Genomic DNA, 23828 nt, shown 5'->3' on the forward strand with positions numbered 1-23828 from the left:
ATTGGAATCCTACCGGTCTGTTCTGAGGAGGGGGCTCGCATCGTCGCGATCCCGACCGGAGCCTCGGTGGAGACGCGGCCAGGGTGCGAATGGCGGGACTCGAACCCGCAAGCCGTGAGGCAGAGCATTTTGAGTGCCCCGTGTATGCCAATTCCACCACATTCGCGCAGTCGTCGATCCTAGCGGACAGGTCGCCGTCGCTGGTGTTCGCGCCCTCGCCTCGAGGCCGGACGGCCCAAAAGAATCACTTTCTTCGCGACTTTGTGGCTGGAATCCCCCCGCGAGTCATCGTCCTGGGCTACGGTTGTCAGTACTGGTTGTTGTGTTACGCATTTGTACTTCGCGATGGGGCACGCGGCATCGGTTCGTCTTTCAGGCGAAACGGTCGTCCGAGTCTTATCGTTCTTAGAGGGAGCGGACCAAAAAAGCACCGCGACGAGAGATCCCACAGGTAAGGGATCGAACACCTCTGATTGAAGGAATAGAAAAATGGCAACAGGCACCGTGAAGTGGTTCAACTCCGAAAAGGGCTTCGGCTTCATCACCCCCGACGACGGATCCACTGACGTGTTCGCGCACTTCTCTGCGATCTCCGGCGACGGCTACCGCAACCTCGAAGAGAACCAGAAGGTCGAATTCGAGACGGCTCAGGGCAACAAGGGCCTCCAGGCCGAGAACATCCGCGTTCTCTAAGACCCCCGCACTTCGAAAGACCCCGTCTGCTTCGGCAGGCGGGGTCTTTTCGCGCGCGCCAGCTCTTTGCGCGCGCGACAGCCTGTTCTAGTGGCGCGGAGACGCGTTCAGCGCGGAGTGGCCAACCCGAGCAACTCGGCAACCGGCTCGAAATCGTGTCGCGCCGTGATGTACGCCAACTCGGCCAGCGCACCCGCTGCGGCCGCGGTCGACGTCGTCGCCCCCGTCGACGACGGTGTCGAGACCCGAGGATCCGGCACGAACGGCGCATCATCCCGCGCAGCGAGGGCGGCTCGATACCGCTTGGTCACGACGCTCCACAGCACGAGCTCGTCGGCCGTGGCATCGTCGGGTGCCCCGCGAGCGACGTCTCCCGGGATCTCGACGGCGGGAAGCCGGACCACTTCGGGCTCGGGCTTCCGGCCGAGACACGCCTCGCGGATCCCGTAGGCGCTGGCGAAACCGACCAGGCCGCCGAGAATGAACATCATGAGCAGCGCAACAGGGTCGGCCAGATTGGACGACCTGATTGCCGAGGCATCGATCAGGATGCCACCGGCTACTCCCCCAACCACGACGCTCCAGTGGATGCGAGGGCGGCGGTGGTGCGGTGAACGCGGACGGGCCCAGCTGGCCTGAGTCTCGGCGACGTCGTGCCCGGTGTCGGAGGGGACGGCGTAGAGCCGTGCGCCGACCGCGAAGCATCCGGGATGCGAGCCGTTGATCGCCATGGTGACGATCCTAGGATCGGGTGAGCGGTGGGATCCTCGATTCTCAGCAGGAACACGGCCCCGAAGCAGTCGGACCGACAAAGAAGGCCGGCACCTCCGAAGAGGTGCCGGCCTTCTGGGTCGAGACGACTAGTCGCGGGCGTACGCCGGAGCCGCGCCAGCATGCGCGTCGCCCACCCGGTGGACGCGGAGGTCGTTCGTCGACCCCGAGATCCCGGGAGGGGAACCGGAGATAACGATGACCTTGTCGCCGGTCTCGGCGAGAGTGTTGCCCAGTAGGACGTCGTCGACCTGGCCGAACATCGCGTCGGTGTGTGTGACCGGGTCGACGAGGTACGACTGGACGCCCCAGCTCATCGCCATGCGACGGCGGATCGCCTCGTCGGTCGTAAAGGCGACGATCGGGATCGCGTGACGCAGACGCGCCATGCGGCGAACGGTGTCGCCACCCTCGGTAAAGACGCACACGTAGCTGGCCTGCACGAATTCGGCGACCTCGGCCGCAGCCAGCGTGATAGCGCCACCGAGGGTTCGCGGCTTGGTGCCGAGCGCGGGAATGCGCTCGAGGCCGTGCTCTTCGGTCGAGGCGACGATGCGAGCCATGGTCTGCACCGTGATGACCGGGAACTCGCCCACGCTGGTCTCACCCGACAGCATGACTGCATCGGCTCCGTCGAGAACGGCATTCGCGACGTCGGAGGTCTCGGCGCGGGTCGGGATGGGCGAGGAGATCATGGACTCGAGCATCTGCGTCGCGACGATGACCGGCTTCGCCATGCGGCGGGACAGCTCGACTGCGTGCTTCTGCACGATCGGGACCGCTTCGAGCGGGAGCTCGACGCCGAGGTCGCCACGGGCGACCATGATGCCGTCGAACGCGTCGATGATGGCCTCGAGGTTGTCGACGGCCTGGGGCTTCTCGATCTTGGCGTAGACGGGAACCTTGCGGCCCTCCTCCGCCATGATCTCGGCGACTCGATCGATGTCGTCGGCATTTCGCACGAACGACAGGGCGATGAAGTCGGCGCCGAGCTTGAGGCCCCAGCGCAGGTCGGCCTCGTCTTTGTCGGAGAGGGCGGGCACGTTGACCGCGACCCCGGGCAGGTTGATGCCCTTGTTGTTCGAGACCGTACCGGCAACGACGACCTCGGTCGTGACGACGGTGCCGTCGGTGTCGAGCACCCGAAGCTTCACCCGGCCGTCGTCGACGAGGAGCGGGTCGCCCGCGGAGACGTCTTGAGGGAGACCCTTGAAGGTCGTTCCGCAGATCTCTTTGGTGCCGAGAATGTCTTCGGTCGTGATCTTGAAGATGTCACCGACGGCCAGCTCGTGCGGCCCATCGGAGAACTTGCCCAGGCGGATCTTCGGACCCTGGAGGTCGACCAGGACGGCGACGGCGCGGCCCGAATCGGCGGCCGCCTGGCGGACGTTGTCGTAGACACCCTGATGGACGTCGTATGTGCCGTGGCTCAGGTTCATCCGCGCGACGTCGACCCCGGCATCGATGATGGCCCGGATGTCTTCATAGCTCGAAGTCGCCGGCCCGAGGGTGGCGACGATCTTTGCACGTCTCATTTGTTCCTTCGTTGGAGGTGGCTGCGTCGGTGGAACTGATGCACGCAGGTGACGGTCGAGGCCGAGTCGCCAGTTTATTCCCGCAAAGCGGCTGGAATCTAACCGGCGGATGGCTGGAGGGCGAGCAATCGGCTAGAGAGACAGAGCCCGGTCGGTCGGCTTGACCGGCGAGGGCAGAGAAGTCGCACCCTCGAGGTACTTGTCGACGGCGGCCGCCGTGGCGCGGCCCTCGGCGATGGCCCACACGATGAGCGACTGACCGCGTCCGGCGTCACCCGTGACGAACACGCCCGGCTGGCTGGTCTCGTACGACACGTCGCGCTCGATCATGCCGCGGTCGGTGAAGGGCATCTCGAGCTGGCCTTCAAGGGCCTCGCGCTCCGGACCGGTGAAACCGAGTGCGAGCAGGACCAGGTCGGCCGGGATCTCGCGCTCGGTGCCGGACTTCGGCACGCGGCGGCCGTCGACGAACTCGGTCTCGGCCACGCGGATGGCCCGAACCTCGCCGACGTCGTTCGAGAGGAACTCGACCGTGGAAGCGAGGTACTCCCGCTCGCCACCCTCTTCGTGAGCACTCGCGACCTCGAAGAGCGTCGGCTGCATCGGCCAGGGCTGGCTGTCGGGGCGCTCCGACGGAGGCTGCTGGCCGATAGCGAGGTTGGTGACGCTGAGCGCGCCCTGGCGGTGCGCGGTGCCGATGCAGTCGGCACCGGTGTCGCCGCCGCCGAGCACGACGACGTGCTTGCCCTCGGCCGAGATCTGATCGCCGAGCGAATCGCCGGCACCGATCCTGTTCTGGGCCACGAGGTACTCCATAGCGAAGTGGACGCCGGGCAGGTCGCGGCCCGGGATCGGCAGGTCTCGGGGAACGGTCGCCCCGGTGGCTACGATCACGGCGTCGTAGCGAGCGCGGAGGTCATCCCAGGCGATGTCACGACCGATCTCGACGCCCGCGCGGAAACGGGTGCCTTCTGCTCGCATCTGAGCGAGACGGAGCTCGATCTGCTTCTTCTCCATCTTGAAGTCGGGGATGCCGTAGCGGAGGAGGCCGCCGATGCGGTCGTCGCGCTCGTAGACGGCGACGGTGTGGCCTGCGCGGGTGAGCTGCTGAGCCGCAGCCAGGCCGGCAGGGCCGGAGCCGACGACGGCGACGGTCTTGCCGGTGAGACGCTCGGGCGGGTGCGGGGTGACCCAGCCGTTCGAGAAGGCCTGATCGATGATCGAGACCTCGACCTGCTTGATCGTGACCGGCGGCTGGTTGATACCCAGCACGCAGGACGATTCGCAGGGCGCGGGGCAGAGTCGACCCGTCCACTCCGGGAAGTTGTTCGTCGCGTGCAGACGCTCGATGGCCTGGCGGCCCTCACCGCGCCACATGAGATCGTTCCACTCCGGGATCAGATTGCCGAGGGGGCAGCCCTGGTGGCAGAACGGCACGCCACAGTCCATGCAGCGACCCGCCTGACGGCGCAGTTCGCCGCTCTCCTGCTGCTCGTAGACCTCTTTCCAGTCCATCAGCCGGACAGAGACGGGACGACGCTGGGGAAGCTCGCGCTTCTGGACCTTCAGAAAACCTTTGGGGTCAGCCACCGGTCACCTCCATGATTCGATTCCAGACCTCGTCACCGTCGAGGTCGAGGCCCTCGGCAGCAGCGGTCTTACGGGTTTCCATGACAGCGGCGTAGTCGCGAGGCAGCACCTTCACGAACTCCTCCGCGGACTTCTCGATGTCGACGAGCAGCTTCTCGGCCACCGGCGATCCGGTTTCGGCGAGGTGCTGACGAAGGAGATCCTCGAGGATCTCGATGTCCGCACTTCCGAGCGGCTGGAGCAGCAGCTCGCCGGCCGTCAGCGAGTCGTCGTTGACGTTCTCGCGGCGGAGACCGCGCACGTAGGCGGTACCGCCCGACATGCCGGCGCCGAGGTTGCGGCCGGTCTCCCCGAGGATGACGGCGAGACCGCCCGTCATGTATTCGAGCGCGTGGTCTCCCACGCCCTCCACGACGGCGCTGGCGCCCGAGTTGCGGACCAGGAAGCGCTCCCCCACGATGCCGCGGATGAACATGCTGCCCTGGGTCGCGCCGTAGCCGATGACGTTGCCGGCGATGACGTTGTCTTCGGCCGGGAAGCTCGCCTCCTCGGGCGGACGCACGATGACCGTGCCGCCGGAGAGGCCCTTGCCGACGTAGTCGTTGCTGTCGCCGACGAGTCGCAGCGTGATGCCCGCCGGAAGGAAGGCACCGAGCGACTGCCCGGCGGATCCTCGGAGGGTGATGTCGATGCTGCCCGCGGGGAGGCCGTGCTCGCCGCGCTGAACGGTCACCTCGTGGCCGAGCATCGTTCCGACGGCACGCTCCGTGTTGCGGATCGGGAGGTCGAGCGCGATGGAGCCGCCGGTGGCGATGACATCGGCGGACGCGGCGATGAGCTGGTTGTCGAAGTGCTTCTCGAGCTCGTGATCCTGCTGGACGAAGTTGCGGCGCGGCTCGTCGTCGGCGAACACCGGGCCGACGAGCACGGGAGAGAGGTCGAGCCCCGACGCCTTCCAGTGGTCGATGGCGCGGTCGACGCCGAGCAACTCGTGGTGGCCGATCGCCTCGTCAAGCGAGCGGAAGCCGAGCTCGGAGAGGTACTCGCGCACCTCCTGTGCGAGGAACTCGAAGAAGTTGACGACGTGCTCGGCCTTGCCGGTGAACCGGGCGCGGAGCTCGGGGTTCTGCGTGGCGACACCGACGGGGCAGGTGTCGAGGTGACAGACCCGCATCAGGATGCAGCCGGACACGACGAGGGGTGCGGTCGCGAAACCGAACTCCTCACCACCGAGCAGAGCGGCGACGATCACGTCGCGACCCGTCTTCATCTGACCGTCGACCTGAACGACGACCCGGTCGCGCATGCCGTTCATCATGAGCGTCTGCTGCGTCTCGGCCAGGCCGATCTCCCACGGGGTTCCCGCGTGCTTGAGCGAGTTGAGCGGGCTGGCACCGGTGCCACCGTCGTGGCCGGAGACCAGGACGACGTCGGCGAGAGCCTTGGTCACACCCGCGGCGACGGCGCCGATGCCCGATTGCGACACGAGCTTCACGTGCACCCGAGCGGTCGGGTTGGCGCGCTTGACGTCGAAGATCAGCTGCTTGAGGTCTTCGATCGAGTAGATGTCGTGGTGCGGCGGCGGCGAGATGAGGCCGACACCGGGCGTCGCGTGACGAGTGCGGGCCACCCAGGGGTACACCTTCGACGGTGGCAGCTGACCGCCCTCGCCGGGCTTGGCACCCTGAGCCATCTTGAGCTGGATGTCGGTCGCGTGCGTCAGGTACATGCTCGTCACACCGAACCGCCCGGAGGCGACCTGCTTGACGGCGCTGCGACGCTCCGGGTCGAGGAGACGGTCGACGTCTTCGCCGCCCTCACCGGTGTTCGACTTGCCGCCGAGGCGGTTCATCGCGATCGCCAGCGTCTCGTGAGCCTCTTTCGAGATGGAGCCGTAGCTCATCGCACCCGTGGAGAAGCGCTTGACGATCGACTCCACCGACTCGACCTCGTGGAGGGGAACAGTCGGGCGGGCGTGTGTGCGGAGAGTGAAGAGACCGCGGAGCGTCATCAGCTGCTCGGCCTGGTCGTCGACCATCTTCGTGTACTCGCGGAAGATGTCGTAGCGCCTCGTGCGAGTCGCGTGCTGCAGGCGGAACACCGTCTCGGGGTTGAAGAGGTGCGGCGGACCCTCGCGGCGCCACTGGTACTCGCCGCCGGTCTGGAGGCGCTCGTGAGCGGGGCTCGCACCGTCGGCCGGGTAGGCGCTGAGGTGACGCTCGGCGTTCTCGGCCGCGATCACGTCGACGCCGACACCGCCGAGGCGGGTCGAGGTGCCGGTGAAGTAGGTGTCGATGAACTCCTGGCTGAGGCCCACGGCCTCGAACGCCTGGGCGGCCGCGTACGACGACACGGTCGAGATGCCCATCTTCGACATGATCTTGAGCACGCCCTTGCCGAGCGCCTTGATCACGTTCTTGACGGCCTGCTCCGGCGACATTCCGGTGATCATGCCGCTGCGGACGAGGTTCTCGCAGGTCTCCATCGCCAGGTACGGGTTGATCGCCGACGCACCGTAGCCGATGAGGGTCGCCACGTGGTGGACCTCGCGCACGTCGCCGGCTTCGACGATCAGGCCGACCTTCATGCGGTTCTCAGTGCGGATGAGGTGGTGATGGACCGCCGCGAGCATGAGCAGCGACGGGATCGGCGCGAACTCCGCGGTGGAGTCGCGGTCGGACAGCACGATGAACTCCGAGCCCTCGGCGATCGCCTCGTCGACCTCGGCGCAGAGGGCCGCGATGCGGTCCTCCATCGCGCGCGGACCCTGGTCGACGCGGTACAGACCACGAAGAGTTGCGGTCAGACGCGAGCCGGGTGCGGGATCGATGTGCTGGATCTTGGCGAGCTCGTCGTTGTCGATCACCGGGAAGTCGAGGATCACCTGGCGGGCGTGCTCGGGCGTGGCGTCGAGCAGGTTGCGCTCCGGGCCGAGCCCGAGCTTCAGCGACGTCACGACGGATTCGCGGATCGAATCGAGCGGCGGGTTCGTCACCTGGGCGAACTGCTGGGTGAAGTAGTCGAACAGGAGGCGCGGACGATCGCTGAGCACCGCGATGGGGGTGTCGCTGCCCATCGCGCCCAACGGCTCTGCACCGGCCTTGGCCATCGGGGTCAGCAGGATCCTGACCTCTTCTTCGGTGTAGCCGAACGTGCGCTGGCGGCGCGTGACCGACGCCGGCGTGTGCACGATGTGCTCGCGCTCGGGGAGGTCTTTGAGGTGGATGCGACCCATCTCGAGCCACTCGCCGTACTCCTCGGACGAGGCGAGCTGCTGCTTGATCTCGTCGTCTTCGATGATGCGGCCGGCCTCGGTGTCGACCAGGAACATCTTGCCGGGGCGCAGACGGCCCTTGCGCACGATCTTCGACTGGTCGATGTCGGGCAGCACGCCGATCTCGCTGGCGAGCACCACGAGTCCGTCGTCGGTGACGAGGTAGCGACCGGGGCGGAGGCCGTTGCGGTCGAGGGTGGCACCGGCAAGCGAACCGTCGGTGAAGGTAATCGCCGCTGGGCCGTCCCATGCTTCCATGAGCATCGAGTGGTACTCGTAGAAGTCGCGGAGCACCGGGTCGATGCCGACCTGGTTCTCCCATGCCTCGGGAACCATCATCATGATCGCGTGCGGCAGCGAGCGACCGGTCAGGCTGAGGAGCTCGACCACCTCGTCGAACGAGGCCGAGTCGCTGTTGCCGGGCGTGACGATGGGCAGCAGCGGGGTCACGTCGCCAATGAGCTCGGACTCGAGCTGCGACTGCCGGGCACGCATCCAGTTGCGGTTGCCGCGGACCGTGTTGATCTCGCCGTTGTGCGCGATCATGCGGAACGGCTGCGCAAGGGGCCACGACGGGAACGTGTTCGTCGAGTAGCGCGAATGCACGATCGCCAGCTTAGAGGCCACCCGCTCGTCGGAGAGGTCGGGGTAGAACGGCTCCAGCTGGAGGGTCGTGACCATGCCCTTGTAGACCATGGTGCGGCTCGAGAGCGACGTGAAGTAGGCGCCGAGCTCGCGTTCGGCACGCTTGCGCATGCGGAACGCGAGGCGGTCCAGGGCGACGCCTTCGACGTGGTCGGAGCCGTGCGCGGCCGCGACGAAGAGCTGCTCGAAGGCCGGCATGGCGTTGCGAGCCAGGGTGCCGAGCTCGCCGGAGCGCACGGGGACGTCGCGCCAGCCGACGACCCGGAGGCTCTCTTCGACCACGATCTTCTCGATCGCCGCCTGAAGGGTCTTCCGCTCGTCGAAGTCGGTGGGGAGGAAGGCGATGCCGACCGCGTAGTGACCCGCCTCGGGCAGGTCGAACTCGACGACCTCGCGGAAGAAAGCGTCTGGAACCTGCATCAGGATCCCGGCACCGTCGCCCGTGCCGGCGTCCGAGCCGACCGCCCCGCGGTGCTCGAGGTTGCGCAGGGCCCCGAGCGCGGCATCGATGATGTCGTGGCCCGGGGTGCCGCGGAGCGTGGCGACCATGGCCAGGCCGCAGGCGTCTTTCTCCTGGGCAGGGTCGTAGAGACCCTGGGCGGCGGGAATGGTGCTGAAGGTCTGGTGCGCTGGCGTGAGAGCCATGTCGATCCGTCCTCACGATGTGGGACTAGTCGTGACTGACTAGTAGAGGAAAACTTACGCAGGGCGGGGCGTCGCTGGCCCGATTCGCTGGCACTCGGCAGAAAACCGAGTGGGTGTGGCAGGCGCCGGGGGCTCGGGGTCGTGGCCTTCGGGGCGTCTCGTCGCGGTGGGTCTAGAGAGACCTACGTGGACGTCTCGGCGATCTGTGTGCGGATCGGAGAGGTGGAGCGGATGCTGGTGCCGCTGCTGTGATGCGGCTGCCAGTGGTGCGGGGTGGTGCTGGTGCGGTGCTGCAGGGTTGCTTGGTGCAGGAGTGCTTGTCTTACAGGGTGCGGCCGGCAGGAGCCTGGTCAGGCTTTGACGGTATCGCTGTCGCTGGTGGCGGCGGTCGCGTCGGCGTCGTCGGCGGCGGTCTCGTCTACGGAGTCTAGCTCAGCGTCGTCGCCCTCAGCGGTGTCGGCGTCGGCGCGAGTGTCGACGTCGTTCGGCCCGCGGCCGGGGACGTAGGCGCTCGGCACCATACCGGTGTGGTTTCGGCTCTGCCACGCAAAGATGATGATGCCGAGGATGACGGCAGCCACGGCGGCCCAAACGTTGGTGCGGATACCGAAGAAGAGCTGGCTGTAGTCGGTGCGAATCGACTCGAACCAGGCGCGGCCGACGCCGTACCAGATGAAGTAGAGGGCGAGCGTCTTGCCCCACTCGAGCTTCACGTTGCGGTTGATCAGCAGGATCACGGCGAGGCCGAAGAGGTTCCAGATGATCTCGTAGGCGAACGTCGGGTGGAACAGCGTGCCGGCGGGCAGGCCCACGGGGTACGCGGCGTTGGTGGTCTCGATCTCGAGGCCCCAGGGCAGCGTGGTCGGGGTGCCGAACAGCTCGTGGTTGAAGTAGTTTCCGAGGCGGCCAAACGCCTGCGCGAGCATCAGACCGGGCACGAGTGCGTCGGCGAAGACGGTGAAGCGGAGGCCGGTCTGGCGGCATCCGAGCCAGGCGCCGAGAGCACCGAAGATCAGCGCGCCGAAGATGGCGAGGCCGCCCTCCCAGATCGCGAAGACGCGCCAGAGCGGCTGGCCGTTGAAGTAGTCGTCGGGGTGCGTGACCACGTGGAAGACGCGCCCGCCGACGATGCCGAACGGCACGCACCAGATGGCCAGGTCGATGATGATCCAGCGCTCGGCACCGCGACGGTTCAGCCGGTAGTTGGTGACGAGGACCGCCGCGACGATGCCGAGCAGAATGCAGATGGCGTACGCGTGGATCCGAAGGCTAAAGGGAATCGACGCACCGAACGTGTCGTTGATCCACCCCGTGAGGTCGAAGTACTGCCACGAGGCGGACGGGCTCGGAATGCTCAGGGGCAGCAACGTTCAGGTGCCTTTCGTGGGGAAACAGGGGCCGGACCGAAGGATCCGTCACGGCCGAAACCGGGGTGTTCGTGCGGTGTCGTGCGACGAACCCCGCCGCTACGAGACTCTACTGCCCGAAGCGAGGTCGCTCGACACGGCAGCGAGTCGCTCGAGGCCACCCTCGGCGAGGGCACGGACGAAAGCGGAGCCGATGATGGCGCCATCCGCGTAGGCGAGGACTTCACGCACCTGCTGGGCGGTGGAGATGCCGAGGCCCACGCAGGCATTGTCGACCCCGACGGCCCGCAGGCGTGCGACCAGAGTGGCCGCGGCCGAGTCGACGTCGGAGCGGGCACCCGTGATGCCCATGGTCGAGACGGTGTAGACGAAGCCCCGGCTCGCCTCGACGGCCTGCTTCAGGCGTGTCTCGGAGGACGAGGGGGCGGCGAGGAAAACCCGGTCGAGGTCGGCGGCGGTGGCCGCAGCCATCCATTCGGAGCCTTCGTCGGGAATGAGGTCGGGGGTGATGAGCCCGGCTCCCCCGGCGGCGGACAGCTCGTCGGCGAACCTCTGAGCGCCGAACTGCGCCACGGGGTTCCAGTACGTCATGACCAGCACCGGCGTCTTCACCTGCGACACGATCTCGCGGACGGCGGGGAACGTGTCGCGAACGCGGTACCCCTCGGCGAGAGCACGCTGGGTGGCCGCCTGGATGACCGGGCCGTCCATCACCGGGTCGGAGTAGGGCAGACCGAGCTCGAGCACGTCGACCCCGTTGTTCGCCAGGGTGACGGCGGCGTCGATGCTCGTCTGGATGTCGGGGAACCCGAGGGGCAGATAGCCGATGACGGCACCCGACCCGGCGTCTTTCCGGGCGTGGATCGCCGCGCCGACCTTGCTGGTGGTGGAGTCGATCACAGTTGCACCGCCCCGTCGTCGACGATCTCGCCCTCGAGCAGACCGAAGTAGCGGCTCGCGGATGCCACGTCTTTGTCGCCTCGCCCACTCAGCGACACCAGGATCGTCGCATCGGGCCCGTGCTTGAGCCCGAGTTTGATCGCTCCGGCCAGCGCGTGAGCCGACTCGATCGCGGGGATGATGCCCTCGGTGCGGGTGAGGAGGCGGAAGGCCTCCATCGCCTCGGCATCGGTGATCGGCTCGTAGTGCACGCGGCCGATCTTGGCGAGCCAGGCGTGCTCGGGGCCGACCGCCGGGTAGTCGAGCCCGGCCGAGATCGAGTGGCTCTCGACGGTCTGGCCGTCGTCGTCTTGCATGAGGTACGACTTCGCGCCCTGGAGCACGCCGGTCTTGCCGAGCGTGATCGAGGCGGCGTGGCGCCCACTCTCGATGCCGTCGCCGCCCGCCTCGAAGCCGTAGAGCTCGACCGAAGGGTCGTCGAGGAACGCGTTGAAGATGCCGATGGCGTTGGAACCGCCGCCGATGCACGCCGTGATGTAGTCGGGGAGCTTGCCGGTGAGTGCCAGCACCTGCTCGCGGGCTTCTTCGCCGATGATCTTGTGGAAGTCGCGGACCATCGTCGGGAAGGGGTGCGGGCCGGCGACCGTGCCGAGCACGTAATGGGTCGTCTCGACGCTGGCGACCCAGTCGCGGAGGGCGTCGTTGATCGCGTCTTTGAGCGTGCGCGAGCCGGTGGCGACCGACACGACTTCGGCGCCGAGGAGGCGCATGCGGGCGACGTTGAGCGCCTGGCGCTCGGTGTCGACCTGGCCCATGTAGACCACGCATTCCATGCCGAAGAGCGCTGCGGCGGTGGCCGTCGCGACCCCGTGCTGGCCGGCACCGGTCTCGGCGATGAGGCGGGTCTTGCCGAGCCGTTTCGCGAGGAGCGCCTGCCCGAGCACGTTGTTGATCTTGTGAGAGCCGGTGTGGTTCAGGTCTTCGCGCTTCAGGATGACGCGTGCGCCGCCGGCGTGCTCCCCGAAGCGGGGCACCTCCGTGATGATCGACGGACGACCCGTGTAGGTCTTGTGCAACTCGGCGAGCTCGGCCTGGAAGGACGGATCGACGGCGGCCGCCTTGTAGGCCTCGTCGAGCTCATCGAGGGCTGCGACGAGAGATTCGGGCACATAGCGCCCGCCAAACTCGCCGAAATACGGACCAACTACATCGTGCAGGGTGGTCATCAGACCTCCAGGAAAGTGGTGAGGGCGTCGACAGGGTCGCCGTGGACTACGAGAGCCTCGCCGACCAGGACGACGTCAGCCCCCGAACGGCGGTAGTGAGCCACGTCGGCCGGCGACTTGACGGCGGACTCGGCGACCCGCACGACACCCGAGGGGATGCTGCCGGCAAGCGAGCCGAAGAGGTCTTGGTCGAGCTCGAACGTGGTGAGGTCGCGAGCATTGACGCCCAGGACGGTGGCCCCGGCATCGAGACCGCGAACGACCTCGTCGGCGGAGTGCGTCTCAATGAGGGCCGTCATGCCCAGCTCGAGAGTGAGCTGGTGGAGTTCGACGAGCTTCTGCTGCGGCAGGCCCGCGACGATGAGGAGCACGAGATCGGCCCCGGCGGCTCGTGCCTCGAACACCTGGTACGGCTCGGCGATGAAGTCTTTGCGGAGCACCGGCACCGAGACGGCCGCGCGGACAGCGACCAGGTCGGCCAGGGTGCCCTTGAACTTGCGCCCCTCGGTAAGGACGCTGATGGCGCTCGCGCCACCGGTCTCGTACGAGTGCGCGAGGGAGGCAGGGTCGGCGATCTCGGAGAGGGCACCGCGAGACGGACTCGCGCGCTTCACCTCGGCGATGATCTTCACGCGGTCGGCTGGCTGGAGCGCAGCACGGGCGTCGAGGGCTGGAGTCTGGGCGAGCGCAGCGCGTTCTACGTCAGCGAGGGAGACGAGAGAACGGCGCGCTTCGGCGTCGGCGAGAGCGCCGGCGTAGAGGTCGTCGAGCACTTACTGGTGAGCCTTCGGAACGTAGCGGGCGCCGCCGACGCCGTAGCCCATCTTTTTGAGGACGAGGCCGACGAGGGCCCCGATCACGATGAACCCGGCCGCGATCCAGACCACGATCGGCACATCGGCGCAGAAGGCGATGGTGCCGACGGCGAATGCGACGAGCATGATGACGACGGCCGTCCAGGCGGCCGGCGAGTTGCCGTGCCCGTCGGAGTCGCTGTCGTGGCTCGCCTCGGCGGCCTTGCCGGCCGACGCCTTCGTCACATGGTTCGTGCTCTCGATACTCACGGTGCTCCTTGAAATGCTGGGGGTACGAGCCCCGAGTCTATCGGTTGTCGCTCGGGTCATCCTCGCGGCGAGCTGTCGGATCTGCTCCCGTCGAGAGAGTGTCCCAGGCCACGACCGGATCGGTGGTGCCGTTCTCGTCGACGAGGCGGACGGCCTGATAGCGACGGGTGGAGGCGGGCCAACGCTTCGAGGTGAGGATGACCGCCACGCCGAGCGCCGCCATGGCAACGCCCGCGAGGAGTGCGACCCAGGGCCAGGCGGTCATCGAGTGGCTCTGGACGATGTCACGGACGGACGAGTCGCCGTCGACGCCGGTCACCTTCGTGATCGCGTGGGCCGCAGCGCCGATGGGGTCGGAGACCGCGAGGATCGCGGACAGGGCGACGCACCCACCCAGGAGGATCTCGAGGACCCCCAGGATGACGCGGAACACTGGGCCCGCAATCGTGATCGCCCCGAAGAGGGCGAGCCCCGCCAACGCCAGCGCCGACAGGGCGGGCGCCGCTGCGCTGCCGTCGGCCACCACCCGCACGGTGCCGCCGCTCGGGCTCGTGACGGTCGAGTTGACCCAGGTCTGCGTGTACGTGAGCAGGGTGAGACCGGCCAGAGCCAGTCCGGCGAGGATCGACGGGAGCTTGGTCGAGCGGGTGCGTTGAGGAGTGATTGTCATGACGCTGCCTGTCTGGCGTCGGCCTGGTCGACCGGCACGGATCAGTGAAGGGTCGTCATGGCGTTGGCCACGGCGACCGCTCGAAGGGGTGCGGCGGCCTTGTTGCGGGCCTCCTGGTTCTCGGACGCGGGATCGGAGTCGGCCACGAGGCCGGCGCCGGCCTGGACGCGGGCGATGCCGGGCTGGAGAAGAACGGTTCGGATGGCGATCGCGACGTCGGCGGATCCTGCGAAATCGAAGTAGCCGACCACGCCGCCGTAGACACCGCGCTGGGCGGGCTCCAGGGCGTCGATGATCTCGAGGGCTCGGGGCTTGGGCGCCCCGGAGAGCGTGCCGGCCGGGAAGGTCGCGCGGAAGGCGTCGATGGCGTTGCGGCCCGGGGCGAGGTCGCCCTCGACACTCGAGACCAGGTGCATGATGTGGCTGAAGCGCTCGACGTGCATGAACTCGGTGACCTCGACGCTGCCCGGCACGCAGACCTTGAGGAGGTCGTTCCGGGCGAGATCGACGAGCATCAGGTGCTCGGCGCGCTCCTTGTCGTCGCTCTCGAGCGCGGTCGCGAACGCGAGGTCTTCTTCGGGGGTCGCGCCGCGTGGCTTCGAGCCCGCGATCGGGTGGGAGTAGGCGCGAGAGCCCTGGACCTTGACCAGGGCCTCGGGGCTGGAACCCACGATCTGATACGGAACGCCGGCGCTGTCTTCGAGACTGACCAGGTACATGTACGGGCTCGGGTTGAGGGTTCGCAACACCCGGTACACATCGATGGCCGGCGCCGTCAGCTCGTGGTCGAAGCGCTGCGAGATCACGACCTGGAACACGTCGCCGTCGTGGATGAACTGCTTCGAGCGAGCGATGGCCTCGGCGTACTCCGCATCGGTCGACCGGCGCACCGGCGACGGCTCAAGAGACATGTCGACCTGGGCGAGGTGCGCGGGGCTCGGCCCGGCGAGCTTCGTCTGCAGGGCATCGAGCTGCTTCTGCGCGGTCGTCCACAGCGTCTCGCCGTCGTTGGTGCCGTCGTTGAGGGCGGTGGCGATGAGCAGCGCCGTGCCCGTGCGGTGGTCGAGCACGATCAGCTCGGAGACGAAGCTCAGCGCCTGAGCCGGCACGTCGAACTCGGCGGGTGGCGCATCGGGCAGATTCTCGAGCTGCCGCACGGCCTCCCAGCCGATAAATCCGACGAGACCACCGGTGAGCGGCGGGTGGCCGGGGATCACGGGGGTCTTCCAGCGGTCGTGGAGGTGAGACAGGACGTCGAGCGGAGCACCCGAAGCGTCACCCAGCGCCCGTTCACGCGACACGCCGTAGTCGATCCACTCGGTCTGGATCGAGGATCCTTCTCGCGTCGTGACTCCGCTCGTGGTCAGAACACCGAACGACGAGACGCCGATGAACGAATAGCGCGACCAGATGCCGCCCTGTTCGGCGGACTCGAGCAGGAACGTACCGGGACGGCCGTCGGCGAGCTTGCGGTAGATGCCGACCGGGGTCTCTTCGGCGGCGAAGAGACTGCGAACGACCGGGATGACCCGGTGGCCGTCGAGGAGTGCGTCGAATTCGGCGCGGGTGGTGCTGTCAGACATGCGGAGAGCCGATCGAGGAGGAGCCGGTCGCGGGAACGAGGGGGTCGACGTCGAAGCAGGCGTGCTCGCCGGTGTGGCAGGCGGCGCCGATCTGCTCGACGATGACGAGCAGGGTGTCGCCGTCGCAATCGAGAGCGGCGCTGCGCACGAACTGGGCGTGACCCGAGGTGTCGCCCTTGCGCCAGTACTCTTGGCGCGAGCGCGACCAGAACGTGACCCGACCCTCGGTCAGCGTGCGACGGAGCGCCTCGGCGTCCATCCAGCCCATCATCAAGACGTCTCGGGTGCTCTCTTCTTGGATGATCGCCGGCAGCAGCCCCTTCGCATCGAAGGCGGCCCGCTCGACGACGGGCTCGACGGTCTCGCGGGTGAGCTGCTCGGTCATGGTGATCCTTCGATTGGTGAGGCGCACGGTGCCCCGGCCGCCCGGTCAGCGGACGATGGCACCGGATTCTGCGAGGGCCGACTTGACGTCGCCGATCGTCAGCTCTCCATTGTGGAACACACTGGCCGCGAGCACCGCATCGGCGCCGGCCTGAATCGCTGGGGCGAAGTGGTCGAGCCGCCCGGCGCCACCCGACGCGATGACCGGCACGGCGGCGTTCTCGCGCATCAGGGTGATGAGCTCGAGGTCGAAGCCGCGCTTCGTGCCATCGGCGTCGATCGAGTTGACCAGCAGCTCTCCGGCCCCTCGCTCGACAGCCTCGCGGGCCCAGGCGACCGCGTCGAGAGTGGTCTCGCGCCGACCGCCGTGGGTGGTCACGACGAAGCCGGACGGCGTGGCGGGCGATCGCTTGACGTCGAGCGAGAGGACGAGTGCCTGGGCGCCGAACCGGTCGGCGATCTCGCCAAGGAGCTCCGGGCGGGCGATCGCGGCGCTGTTGACGCCGACCTTGTCGGCTCCGGCACCCTGGAGGCGCGCGACGTCGTCGGTGGAGCGCACTCCCCCGCCCACGGTGAGTGGGATGAAGATCTGCTCGGCGGTCTGGCGGACCATGTCGTAGGTGGTGCCTCGACCCTCGACCGACGCGGTCACGTCGAGGAAGGTGATCTCGTCGGCACCTTGCTCGTAGTAGGTGCGCGCGAGCTCCACCGGATCGCCCGCGTCGCGCAGGTCGAGGAAGTTCACGCCCTTCACGACACGGCCGTCGGCCACGTCGAGGCAGGGAATCACCCGGATGGCGAGGGTCGAGTCACCCGAGGCATGCGTTCGGTGAGTCACGGTCGCTCGCCCGTCACAGTCTCGCGGCGTGGATGGGGCTGACCAGGATCGCTCGAGCCCCGAGGTCGTAGAGGGCATCCATGATCTGGTTCGTGTCGGTGCGCGGCACCATGACGCGGACAGCAGCCCACTCCGGGTCGTGGAGAGACGAGACCGTCGGCGATTCGATGCCCGGAGCGACCTTGGTCGCCTGGTCGAGCAGGCGCACGGGGAGGTCGTAGTCCATGAGGACGTACTGGCGCGCGACCAGCACACCCTGGAGGCGACGCTGCAGGACGTCGAGGCCGGCGATGGACTCGTCGGAGGCGATCAGCACGGCCGTCGACTTGAGGATCACCGGGCCGAAGGTCTCGAGACCGGCCGCCCGAAGGGTCGTACCCGTCTCGACGACGTCGGCGATGGCATCTGCCACGCCCAGCTGAACGGCGCTCTCGACGGCGCCATCGAGGCTGACGAGCTCGGCGGTGACGCCGTTCTCCCGTAGGAACTCGCGGACGAGGCCCGCGTAGCTCGTGGCCACGCGGACGCCCTCGAGGTCGGACAGTTCGTGGTACTTGCCCGCGGGGCCGGCGAAGCGGAAGGTCGACGAGCCGAAGTCGAGGCTGGTGACCTCGCGCGCCGGCGAACCCGAGTCGAGCAGCAGGTCGCGGCCGGTGATACCGACGTCGAGGGCACCCGAGCCGACGTAGGTAGCGATGTCGCGGGGACGCAGGTAGAAGAACTCGACGCCGTTGCGCTCATCGGCGAGGTAGAGCGACTTCGGGTCGCGACGACCGGTGTAGCCGGCCTCAGTAAGCATCTGGCTGGCGGTCTCGGAGAGCGAGCCCTTGTTGGGTACAGCTACGCGGAGCATGAGTCCGATTTCTCTAGAAGTGTCGGGGCCGGTGGGGCTCGGAACGTCGAGCCGGGCTTAGAGATGTCGGTAGATGTCGGCCGGGGTGAGGCCCTTGGCCAGCATGAGCACCTGCAGGTGGTACAGCAGCTGCGAGATCTCTTCGGCGGTGGCGACGTCGCCCTCGTACTCGGCAGCCATCCACACCTCAGCGGCCTCCTCGACGATCTTCTTGCCGATCTGATGCACTCCGGCGTCGAATTCTTTGACGGTGCCGGAGCCCTCGGGGCGCTCCGTGATCTTGGCGCTGAGCTCTGCAAACAGGTCGTCGAACGATTTCACGACGCCTACGCTACCTGGCTCGCGCTCGCGCGGAGCGCGGCGATGCGGTCGATGGGCTCCGGGGTACCGGCCGGACCATAGACGGAGGATCCCGCGACGATCGTGTCGGCACCGTTCTCGACGGCGGTCACGATGGTCTCGGCGGTGATACCGCCGTCGACCTCGAGCCAGATCTCGCGGCCGGACGCATCGATGGCTTCGCGAGCGGCTCGGAGCTTCGGCATCGTCTCGCCCATGAACGACTGCCCGCCGAACCCCGGCTCCACGGTCATGACCAGGATCATGTCGATGTCGTCGAGGAGGTCGAGAACGGGCTCGATCGGGGTGCCCGGTTTGATGGCGACGGCCGCCCGGGATCCTGCGTTTTTGATCGCCTTGGCGACGGCACGGGGATCGGGTGCCGCCTCGATCGAGAACGTGACGGAGAAAGCGCCGGTCTCGGCGTACTTCGGGGCCCACCGCAGCGGGTCGTCGATCATCAGGTGGACGTCGAGGGGCAGCGGGCTCACCTGCTGGATGCGCTCGACGATGGGCAGGCCCAGCGTGAGGTTCGGCACGAAATGGCCGTCCATCACGTCGACGTGCACGAGGTCGGCCGTCGAGATGCGACCGAGGTCGCGCTCGAGGTTGACGAAATCGGCCGAGAGGATGCTGGGGCTGATGCGAATGGGGTGATTGCTGGGCACCCGTCAAGCCTATCGGGCGGTCTGCGGCACGACTTTTCGGGCAGGACGCCGCTTTTCGGCGGTGTTTGCCCGCAAAGCGGTGTCGGCCCGCGCGGACGGCGAGACGCGAGCTAGGCGCGCTTGCGCAGCAACGCCACGAACATCGCGTCGGTGCCGTGTCGGTGCGGCCAGAGCTGCGCGAACGGCCCGGCACCGAGGTCGAGCTCGGCGACCGCCACGCTCTGCAGCACCTCGGTGGCATCGATCGTGTCGATCTGCGTACCGCCGTCGCGAGCCCAGCGCTTCAGACCGGACTCGACGACTCCGCGGGTCTCGGCCGTGTGCGGTGAGCAGGTCACGTAGGCGAGCGTGCCACCGGGCGCGAGCGCGGCGAGGGCCGACGAGAAGAGCTCGGACTGCAGCCCGGTCAGCTCGGCCACGTCGCGCGGCTGCTTGCGCCATCGGGCTTCGGGGCGTCGGCGGAGTGCGCCGAGGCCGGTGCAGGGGGCATCGAGAAGGATCCGCGCGTACGTCTCGGGCTCGGACACCCCGATCTCGGTGGCGTCGCCCTGCCTGACCTCGACGAGCTCGGGTACGGAGGCCGTGGCGGCCGGCGACGACGAACCCGCCGCTCGGGCTGCGGCGGTGACGGCGGCGAGGGCCTGCTTGACCAGACCGACACGACCCGGGACGAGCTCGTTGGCAGTCAGTCTCGCACCGCCGACGGCGGCCTCGGCCGCGAGCAGAGCCGCCTTGCCGCCGGGTCCCGCGCACATGTCGAGCCAGCGCTCCCCCGGCTTGATCGGCTTCAGGCGCGAGAGGGCGAGGGCGGCGAGTTGTGAACCTTCATCTTGCACTCGAACCGTGCCGGATCGGACGTCGGCGAGGCTTGCGGGGTCGCCGTGCGGTGCGGTGAGAGCGACGGGCGAGAACCGGCCCTCCTCGACACCCTCGACGGCGCCAGGGTCGGCGAGGCCGGGCAGGGCCACGAGGCTGACGCGGGCAGGCTCGTTGTCGGCTTCGAGCAGGGTCTCGAGCTCGTCGGCGCGACCCTCCGCCGCGAGAGCCCCGCGAAGGGCACGAACCACCCATTCGGGATGCGAGTAGCGAGCGGCCAGGGCATCGTCGGGGCTCGTCGTCCCGGCCAGCACCCGGGCGAGCCACTCGTCGGGGGTCGAACGCGAGACGGTTCGCAGCACGCCGTTGACGAATCCCGTGCCCGAGCGACTGCCGACCTGACGCGCCAGTGAGACCGACTCGTCGACGGCGGCGTGCGGAGCGACCCGGGTCGCGAGCAGCTGGTGTGCCCCGAGACGGAGCACGTCGAGAAGGGCCGGATCGATTTGATCGGTCGGCCGGCGAGCGGCGATCGAGAGGACACGGTCATAGTAGCCGGACATGCGCAGGGTGCCGTAGGTGAGCTCGGTGGCGAGCCCGGCGTCTTGGGGCGACAATCCGGCTCGCACGATGCGCTGCGGCAGCAGGAGGTTGGCGTAGGCGTCGTCGTGCTCGACCGCGCGGATCACGTCGAGCGCCACCTGTCGGGCCGGCTGGACGCGCGGCTCGACGCGCGGGGTGCGCTCGGAGCCGCCGCGCGGGCCGGTGCGGTTCGGTCGACGGCGGCCTGCTCCGTCGTGGTTTGCCCTTGGGTGGTTCGCCCCGGAGCGGTTCTCGCCGGAATCGCGCTGTTCGCTCACGAGGCTGCTCCTGCCCGGTCGAAGGCCAGCGAGTCTCTGTCGGGCACCCCGCGCAGCCAATCGGCGGCCCCCATCGGCTTCTTGCCGGACGGCTGCACGGTGATCAGCTCGAGCGGCTCGGTCGAGGTTCCGACCAGAACCCGTCGACCGTCGAGAAGGATCCGCCCCGGCGCCACTTTGCTCGGCGCCCCCTCGGCGCTCGGCCCCGCTTCGGGCACCCGCAGCTCGAGCACCTTGAACCGGGCACCATCGAGCAGAGCGTGCGCCCCCGGCTCGGGCGTGACGCCGCGCCAGCGATTGTGGAGGGCGGCTCGGCCGTTGGTGAAGTCGAGCAGCCCGTCGTCGAGAGCGAGTTTGGGCGCGAGCGTGACGGGACCCGTCTGCTTGGTGCGGGTCGGGGATCCTGATGCGATCTCATCGACGACCTGCGTTAGCAGCAGAGCGCCCGAGATGGCCAGCTCGCCGAGGAGCTCGCCCGCCGTCTCGTCGCCGCGGAGAGGCTTGTGGATCGTGCCGAGGAGCTCGCCGGCGTCGAGTTCGGGCACGAGCTGGAAGACGGTTGCCCCGGTCTCGGCATCGCCCGCCATGAGGGCGCGCTGCACCGGTGCGGCACCCCGCCAGCTCGGCAGGAGGGAGAAGTGCAGGTTGATCCAGCCGTGGCTCGGGGTCGAGAGCAGCGGCTCGCGGAGGAGGGCGCCGTACGCGACGATGACTCCGAGGTCGGCCCCGGTGGCTCGGACCGCGGCGGTGATCTCGTCGGTGATGCGGCGGGCCTTAAGCACGGGGATGCCGAGTTCGACGGCGGCGTCGGCGACAGGAGTCGGGGTGAGCACGCGCTTTCGGCCCTGGGGCGTGTCGTCGCGGGTGAGGACGGCGACGATGTCGTGCTGACCGGCGGCGAGAGCTCGGAGGGAGGGAACAGCGGCGGCGGGGCTACCGGCGAAGACGAGGCGCAATTCGAGGCTTTCGAGTGGTGATCGGGGTGGGACGGGCGACTGAAATCAATCGGAGAAGGGCTCGACGTCGTCGAACCGCACTCTGAGTGTAGGAGCGGGCGTGCGGCGGTTCGTGTTGCGGGCATCGCCGGGGCGCAGATCGCGCGGTGGTTTGCGGCGGTCGGTCGCAGCACGGATCACCCGACCGCGGAGGATCGATGCGACGTCGTGCCCGTGCGCGTAGTCGAACCGGACGATGGCGCGAACGGTGCCGCCCTCGACGTCGACGGGGCCGAGGGTCTCTTTGCGGATCGATTCGGGGAGGGCCTCGAGAGCGGTCTCGACGGTGTCGGTGCGACCGGTGACCGTGGCGACGCGCACCGACGGCGGAAATCGGAGCTGCCGTCGATCGGCCAGCTCGGACGAGGCGAATCGGGCGAGGTTCCAGGTCGCCATGGCGGAGGCGATCGTGCCGCCGACCCCGACGAGGAAGATCGGGGCGCGATGGCGGGCGAGGGCGATCGCGTCGGCCCACCAGCGCACGCAGTCTTCGGCCACGCGCAGACTCTCGCGGGCCAGCATCCGCTCGCCGTCGAGCAGGAGCACGGCCCGGTAACCACCCGGCGCGATCGGTTCGGCGCCGCGCGTCGCGACGACGATGGCCGACTCGTCGTCGACCTCGAGCACCGGCCGCGACCCGTCGGAGACGATGACGCGCACGCCCGGGAACGCCCGCCCGAGCTCGTCGGCGGTTCGACCCGCGCCGGTGCCGACCGACCGCATCATCGTGTTCTCGCACGTGACGCAGTGCCAGCCGACCGCGAGGGCACCGCACCAGGCGCACGCCGGCGTCGCGTCGGCGCTCTTCTTCTGCAGCGGCCCACTGCAGCGCAGACACCGCGCCGTATCGCCGCACTCGGTGCACGCCAGCCGAGGCGCATACCCGGGGTGCGCCACCTGCACGAGCACGGGACCGTGCTCGACGGCGTTCCGGGCCTCGAGATAGGCCGTCGACGGGATGCGCGCGTTGGCCGCGAAGCCGTCGCGGGAACCCTGCTGGGTAGTGGGGATCACGTGCGGTTGATACCGAGGATCCGGTAGCACCTCGCTCAGCCACCCGATCTCGACCAGTCGCTGTACGTCGGTGGAGCGCGCGTGGCCCGCGAAGACCAGGGCCGGGTGCTGCTGCTCGTAGCGGAGCAGGGCGGTGTCGCGGGCATGGGCGTAGGGGGTCAGCGGCTCGGAGAAGAGCGGGTCGCCGTCGTCCCATAGGGCGATCAGCCCGAGTGTGGTCGACGGGGCGAGGAGCACGGAGCGGTTGCCGACGATGACCAGGGCCTCGTCACCCCGCGCCCGGAGGAGGGCGCGGTAGCGGTCGGGGTTCGACTGCTTGGAGTCGAGCCGCACGATCGTCTCGGGCGGTAGTACGGCCTCGAGGGCCGAGACGAGTTGCTCTTGATCGCGGTAGTCGGGAACGGCGAGGATGGCCGATTCGCCATCCGCCACCGCGACGGCGGCCAGCTCGGCGAGCGTGACGGCCCAGCGGCCGACCCAGCGCGGCGGCAGGCCCGGCACCGCGGGCAGCTCGACCACGAGCGGCACCGCGTCGAGGGCGAGACGGGCCCGGCCGCGCACGGCGGCGACGAGGTCGACCGAGCGGTAGCCGGTGATGCCGCGGGCGGCCACATCGTCGGGCTCGGGGGCCGACACGTTGTCGGTGCTGCCTGTCTCCGCCTTTGCCGTTGCCGTTGCCGTTGCGTCTTCGGTCTCTGCCTCCGCCTTTGCGTCGGCAATCGCCCCACGCGCGGCGAGCCACGCCTTTTCGACCCGCACCTGTCGGGTAGGCACGGCGAGCCGAAGCACGTCGCTCGCTGACCCGCCGGCGCGATCGGCGAGCGCGCGCGCCAGACGCCAGACCTCGGGTGCCAGCACCGGCACCTCCGAGATGAGCTCTTCGATCTCGCTGAGGCTGCCCTCGTGCTCGGAGCCGTCGGCCATTTCGATCACGAACGCGTCGGCCATCCGCCCGGCCGAGCGCAACGGCACCTTGACGCGCATGCCGGGGCCGACCGTGCCGACCAGCCGTTCGGGCACGGCGTAGTCGAACAGGCGGTCGAGCTGCGGCAGCGGAGTGTCGACCAGCACCCGCGCGACGGCCCGTGACATGCGTGA

The 23828-nt window shown here is 68.5% G+C and carries 20 protein-coding genes and 1 tRNA gene; 1 reads left to right on the plus strand and 20 read right to left on the minus strand.

Features of this window, described 5'->3' with window-relative positions:
* Positions 1-84: 84 nt before the first annotated feature.
* Positions 85-166: transfer RNA gene (locus tag EDF39_RS13365), tRNA-Leu, on the minus strand.
* 323 nt (positions 167-489) lie between these two features.
* On the opposite strand from EDF39_RS13365, the gene EDF39_RS13370 reads away from it, so the two are divergent.
* Positions 490-693, plus strand: a complete 204-nt coding sequence (locus tag EDF39_RS13370; RefSeq protein WP_055957839.1) for a cold-shock protein — start codon at positions 490-492, stop codon at positions 691-693.
* Positions 694-800: 107 nt separating this feature from the next.
* On the opposite strand, the gene EDF39_RS13375 is transcribed toward EDF39_RS13370, so the two are convergent.
* From EDF39_RS13375 to EDF39_RS13460, 19 genes are all read right to left on the minus strand, one after another.
* Entirely contained in the window at positions 801-1424 is a 624-nt protein-coding gene (locus tag EDF39_RS13375) for a hypothetical protein (protein WP_123943848.1), read from the minus strand.
* Between the two features lie 129 nt (positions 1425-1553).
* Positions 1554-2999, minus strand: a complete 1446-nt coding sequence (pyk, locus tag EDF39_RS13380; RefSeq protein WP_055957844.1) for a pyruvate kinase — start codon at positions 2997-2999, stop codon at positions 1554-1556.
* Positions 3000-3131: 132 nt separating this feature from the next.
* The gene (locus tag EDF39_RS13385; RefSeq protein WP_123943850.1) at positions 3132-4589 is read right to left on the minus strand and encodes a glutamate synthase subunit beta; all 1458 of its coding nucleotides are present in this window, start codon (positions 4587-4589) and stop codon (positions 3132-3134) included.
* Positions 4582-9153 (minus strand): glutamate synthase large subunit, encoded by a 4572-nt coding sequence (gene gltB, locus EDF39_RS13390; RefSeq protein ID WP_123943852.1) that lies wholly within the window; start codon positions 9151-9153, stop codon positions 4582-4584. Before gltB ends, EDF39_RS13385 begins: the two co-directional genes overlap by 8 nt.
* Positions 9154-9503: 350 nt before the next feature.
* Complete coding sequence (gene lgt / locus EDF39_RS13395; protein ID WP_370275188.1) at positions 9504-10520, minus strand: prolipoprotein diacylglyceryl transferase; 1017 nt, start codon at positions 10518-10520, stop codon at positions 9504-9506.
* Between the two features lie 99 nt (positions 10521-10619).
* On the minus strand, positions 10620-11420 hold the full coding sequence (gene trpA / locus EDF39_RS17630) for a tryptophan synthase subunit alpha (protein WP_055957852.1): 801 nt from the start codon (positions 11418-11420) through the stop codon (positions 10620-10622).
* The gene (trpB, locus tag EDF39_RS17635; RefSeq protein WP_199726212.1) at positions 11417-12646 is read right to left on the minus strand and encodes a tryptophan synthase subunit beta; all 1230 of its coding nucleotides are present in this window, start codon (positions 12644-12646) and stop codon (positions 11417-11419) included. Before trpB ends, trpA begins: the two co-directional genes overlap by 4 nt.
* Positions 12646-13419, minus strand: coding sequence for an indole-3-glycerol phosphate synthase TrpC (gene trpC / locus EDF39_RS13405; protein ID WP_123943854.1), 774 nt, complete (start codon positions 13417-13419; stop codon positions 12646-12648). Before trpC ends, trpB begins: the two co-directional genes overlap by 1 nt.
* Entirely contained in the window at positions 13420-13686 is a 267-nt protein-coding gene (locus EDF39_RS13410; protein WP_055961830.1) for a DUF6704 family protein, read from the minus strand.
* Positions 13687-13747: 61 nt separating this feature from the next.
* Positions 13748-14380, minus strand: coding sequence for a Trp biosynthesis-associated membrane protein (locus tag EDF39_RS13415; protein ID WP_055957863.1), 633 nt, complete (start codon positions 14378-14380; stop codon positions 13748-13750).
* A gap of 41 nt (positions 14381-14421) precedes the next feature.
* Positions 14422-15963 carry an anthranilate synthase component I gene (locus tag EDF39_RS13420; RefSeq protein ID WP_123943856.1) on the minus strand — a complete coding sequence of 514 codons (1542 nt, stop codon included), beginning with the start codon at positions 15961-15963 and terminating at the stop codon, positions 14422-14424.
* Entirely contained in the window at positions 15956-16348 is a 393-nt protein-coding gene (gene hisI / locus EDF39_RS13425) for a phosphoribosyl-AMP cyclohydrolase (protein WP_055957868.1), read from the minus strand. The genes EDF39_RS13420 and hisI overlap by 8 nt, the downstream gene beginning before the upstream one ends.
* A 45-nt stretch (positions 16349-16393) precedes the next feature.
* The gene (hisF, locus tag EDF39_RS13430) at positions 16394-17185 is read right to left on the minus strand and encodes an imidazole glycerol phosphate synthase subunit HisF (protein ID WP_233573127.1); all 792 of its coding nucleotides are present in this window, start codon (positions 17183-17185) and stop codon (positions 16394-16396) included.
* A 13-nt stretch (positions 17186-17198) separates the two neighbouring features.
* Positions 17199-18038 (minus strand): ATP phosphoribosyltransferase, encoded by an 840-nt coding sequence (hisG, locus tag EDF39_RS13435; protein ID WP_123943860.1) that lies wholly within the window; start codon positions 18036-18038, stop codon positions 17199-17201.
* A gap of 57 nt (positions 18039-18095) precedes the next feature.
* A complete protein-coding gene (locus tag EDF39_RS13440) occupies positions 18096-18359 on the minus strand; it encodes a phosphoribosyl-ATP diphosphatase (protein ID WP_055957877.1) in 264 nt (87 codons plus the stop codon).
* A gap of 5 nt (positions 18360-18364) precedes the next feature.
* Positions 18365-19045 carry a ribulose-phosphate 3-epimerase gene (gene rpe / locus EDF39_RS13445; RefSeq protein ID WP_123943862.1) on the minus strand — a complete coding sequence of 227 codons (681 nt, stop codon included), beginning with the start codon at positions 19043-19045 and terminating at the stop codon, positions 18365-18367.
* A gap of 110 nt (positions 19046-19155) precedes the next feature.
* Positions 19156-20721: an RsmB/NOP family class I SAM-dependent RNA methyltransferase gene (locus EDF39_RS13450; RefSeq protein WP_123943864.1), complete on the minus strand. Its 1566-nt coding sequence runs from the start codon at positions 20719-20721 to the stop codon at positions 19156-19158.
* Positions 20718-21677, minus strand: a complete 960-nt coding sequence (gene fmt, locus EDF39_RS13455; RefSeq protein WP_123943866.1) for a methionyl-tRNA formyltransferase — start codon at positions 21675-21677, stop codon at positions 20718-20720. The genes EDF39_RS13450 and fmt overlap by 4 nt, the downstream gene beginning before the upstream one ends.
* A gap of 45 nt (positions 21678-21722) precedes the next feature.
* On the minus strand, positions 21723-23822 hold the full coding sequence (locus EDF39_RS13460; protein ID WP_123943868.1) for a primosomal protein N': 2100 nt from the start codon (positions 23820-23822) through the stop codon (positions 21723-21725).
* Positions 23823-23828 lie beyond the last annotated feature (6 nt).

The organism is Frondihabitans sp. PhB161 (genome assembly GCF_003814635.1).
Classification (GTDB): Bacteria; Actinomycetota; Actinomycetes; order Actinomycetales; family Microbacteriaceae; genus Frondihabitans.

Coding starts and splice junctions, on each gene's coding strand:
- EDF39_RS13370 (WP_055957839.1), top strand. CDS start 490: ATGGCAACAGGCACCGTGAAGTGGTTCAACTCCGAAAAGGGCTTCGGC.
- EDF39_RS13375 (WP_123943848.1), bottom strand. CDS start 1,424: ATGGCGATCAACGGCTCGCATCCCGGATGCTTCGCGGTCGGCGCACGG.
- pyk (WP_055957844.1), bottom strand. CDS start 2,999: ATGAGACGTGCAAAGATCGTCGCCACCCTCGGGCCGGCGACTTCGAGC.
- gltB (WP_123943852.1), bottom strand. CDS start 9,153: ATGGCTCTCACGCCAGCGCACCAGACCTTCAGCACCATTCCCGCCGCC.
- trpB (WP_199726212.1), bottom strand. CDS start 12,646: ATGACCACCCTGCACGATGTAGTTGGTCCGTATTTCGGCGAGTTTGGC.
- EDF39_RS13415 (WP_055957863.1), bottom strand. CDS start 14,380: ATGACAATCACTCCTCAACGCACCCGCTCGACCAAGCTCCCGTCGATC.
- EDF39_RS13420 (WP_123943856.1), bottom strand. CDS start 15,963: ATGTCTGACAGCACCACCCGCGCCGAATTCGACGCACTCCTCGACGGC.
- hisI (WP_055957868.1), bottom strand. CDS start 16,348: ATGACCGAGCAGCTCACCCGCGAGACCGTCGAGCCCGTCGTCGAGCGG.
- hisG (WP_123943860.1), bottom strand. CDS start 18,038: ATGCTCCGCGTAGCTGTACCCAACAAGGGCTCGCTCTCCGAGACCGCC.
- EDF39_RS13460 (WP_123943868.1), bottom strand. CDS start 23,822: ATGTCACGGGCCGTCGCGCGGGTGCTGGTCGACACTCCGCTGCCGCAG.